General features: G+C 56.0%; 4 protein-coding genes. 2 read left to right on the top strand and 2 right to left on the bottom strand.

Annotated features, from left to right (window positions below; genetic code table 11):
• Together VKV18_RS00220 and VKV18_RS00215 are read right to left on the bottom strand one after the other, a co-directional pair.
• Positions 1-1,634 (bottom strand): sugar phosphate nucleotidyltransferase (locus VKV18_RS00220; RefSeq protein WP_324202218.1); only part of this gene is annotated, 1,634 nt, incomplete at its 3' end.
• A complete protein-coding gene (locus tag VKV18_RS00215) occupies positions 1,631-1,789 on the bottom strand; it encodes a hypothetical protein (protein ID WP_324202217.1) in 159 nt (52 codons plus the stop codon). The genes VKV18_RS00220 and VKV18_RS00215, both read right to left, overlap by 4 nt.
• Positions 1,790-2,113: 324 nt before the next feature.
• Between VKV18_RS00215 and VKV18_RS00210 the strand changes: the two genes are divergently transcribed.
• On the top strand, positions 2,114-2,311 hold the full coding sequence (locus VKV18_RS00210; protein WP_324202216.1) for a hypothetical protein: 198 nt from the start codon (positions 2,114-2,116) through the stop codon (positions 2,309-2,311).
• A partial coding sequence (locus tag VKV18_RS00205) for a DUF5679 domain-containing protein (RefSeq protein ID WP_324202215.1) occupies positions 2,308-2,516 on the top strand: 209 nt, incomplete at its 3' end. The genes VKV18_RS00210 and VKV18_RS00205, both read left to right, overlap by 4 nt.

Here is a 2,516-nt window from a genome sequence, read left to right as displayed (position 1 = left end):
CGATGATAGAAGGCCTCGGCATACTGTTCGATGCCGCGCCCGGCGAACTCCAAAATGCCCACCTGTTCGGCATCCACGCGCCGGAAGTCCTCGCGATAGAAGATCGTCTCTATTTTGCGTTCGGCGCTTTGAGCGATGTAGATGCCCTGTTCATCGAAGAACTCGAAGAGGATCATTTTGGGGTCATCGGGAGCGATGCGCACATGCACCCCCCCGCCGGCTTGAGAGCCGAGGATGTTATGTCGGGCGATGGGCAGCGGCATGGAGCGCATATCGAGCACATTCACGCCCACCGAAAGCAGGCCGGAGATGAGAGCGCGTTTCATCATGCGCGCCACCGGCCCCGAATCGCGGCTTGTTACCACGGTAGCGCCGCGTTTAAGGTAGCCGCCAAACGAGGCGCCCAATTTGCAGGCGAAGTCCGGCGTTAGCTCGATGTTGGCGATGCCCATAACGCCCTGCTTGCGAAAGAGGGAGCCGGCCCACTTCTGGCCCCAGATAAGGCTCATGGTAACGATGCTGCCCGCCTCGATGATCTTATCGGGCCAGAGCTTAATCTGGGTACGGATGGTGGTGCCGTTCTCGATGCGGCATCGTGCGCCGATCACCGCGCCCTCTTGAATATTGCAGTCCGACTCGATAGTGGTGTGAGAGCAGACGGTGCTGGCGTTGATTTGAGAGCCTACCCCCACATAGACGTTATCCCACAGAATGCTCCGATGGACTTTCGCCTTCTCTTCGATGATACAGTTATCCCCGATGACCGAGTAGGGGCCTACGATGGCCTCCTCTTTGATTTTACAGTTGCGCCCTATAACCACCGGAGGCAGGATTTGGGCGGAAGGATCGATCTCACATCCATCGCCCACCCAAACGCCGTTGGTGTGGCTGAAAACGCTGCGCGTGCCTATGCGCACGCGCGTGTTGCCGTCGAGCACCGTGTACTGGGCTTCGCGATACTGCTGGAGGTTGCCTACGTCGCACCAGTAGTCGTTCTCCATGACGTAGCCGTAGAGCGGCTTTTTCTCCTTCAGCAGTTTGGGAAAGATGTCGTGGCTCCAGTCGTAGTTTTGGCCCGGTTCCATGTAGGAGAAGATGCTTGGCTCCAAAATGTACATGCCGGTGTTAACCGTGTCGGAGAACACCTCGCCCCAGGAGGGCTTTTCGAGGAAGCGGCGAATGCGGCCTTCGTCGTCTGTTATCACCACACCGAATTCAAGCGGGTTGGGCACATGGGAGAGCACAATGGTGGCGAGGCTTTTCTTTTTGCGATGGTACTCGATCACACGGTCGAGGTTGATGTCGGTGAGGGCGTCTCCGCTGATGATGAGGAAGGTATCGTCTTTAAGGTAGGGTTCCGCCTGTTTTACGCTTCCGGCTGTGCCTAAGGGCGTCTCTTCCACCGAGTAGATAAGGTTCACGCCCCACTCCGAGCCATCCCCAAAATAGCCCTCTATCTCATCCGCCAAATAGTGGAGGGTCACCACGATATCCGTGATGCCGTGCTCTTTCAACAGCAGCACGATGTGCTCCATAATGGGCATATTCAGTACCGGAACTAACGGCTTCGGACGTTGAGAGGTAAGAGGACGTAAACGAGTTCCCTCGCCCCCGGCCATGATCACCGCTTTCATAGGTAGGCCACCTCTATGATAGAAGAATAGAACGCTTTCACTTGCACTTGTTGTCGCACGTGGATGGTCGGGCTGCCACCCGAAGCGGGGCGCTTTAAACAACGCTCATTGTAGGTTAAAACCTTGCCCTCGCCAAGAATAGTTTCGTCTGCCACCTATCTCTCTCTAACAAATCAAGCGAATATGCGAATCGGGTCTTCCTCACCGAAAAACTCGTAGCGTGCTATGCAGTAAGGTGGGTACGGCAGCTTTTGACCACACGCTTTAGTTCTACAATACGTGCCTAGAATCCTTCTTATTGGCCAGCCGGAAAAAGATTTTTCCGAAACCGCCCCAAAACCACTTGCGTTTCTGTGAAGACTGTGCTATTATACCCGCAACTCTACGAGGTACGGCGAGAAAGCCCTTTGGGTCTTCCAAGCGCTTAGGCCTTGTGGAGAAGGCTCGACTTTAACACTCTCACTAAAAGGAGGCTTGCCATGCCCTACTCCGTGAAAAGCAAAAAGACAGGCGAGACGTATTACCTGCACTCTCGGGAAACTCAGTCTCGCGGAGGGAAGCGGACGCTCTACTTCTTCGCAAAGGAGATTAAGCCGGGCGCTCTCGATGCTGTGCCTGCCGGCTACGTGGTCACCGAGGCCCCGACGGGGCTGCCGCTGCTGAAGAAAGCAAAATGAGCGACACGCAAGGCGATGGGCCTCTTTCCAACCAAACCGCCACGGTGGAGGCAGAGCCGGTGGTTATCGGCTACTGCGTGCACTGTCGAACCAAGCGCCAAATGCAGAATGCCATTCAGGTGTGCAATCGCCGTGGGCGATACGACCTTAAGGGGTACTGTGCCGTGTGCGGCAAATCCATGTATCGCCTGGGCGGTTGGGAGGC

This window comes from Chthonomonas sp. (assembly GCF_035294505.1).
Taxonomy (GTDB): Bacteria; Armatimonadota; Chthonomonadetes; order Chthonomonadales; family Chthonomonadaceae; genus Chthonomonas.
Note: the sequence above shows the minus strand (reverse complement) of the source record. Positions and strands in the feature narration are given on the sequence as shown.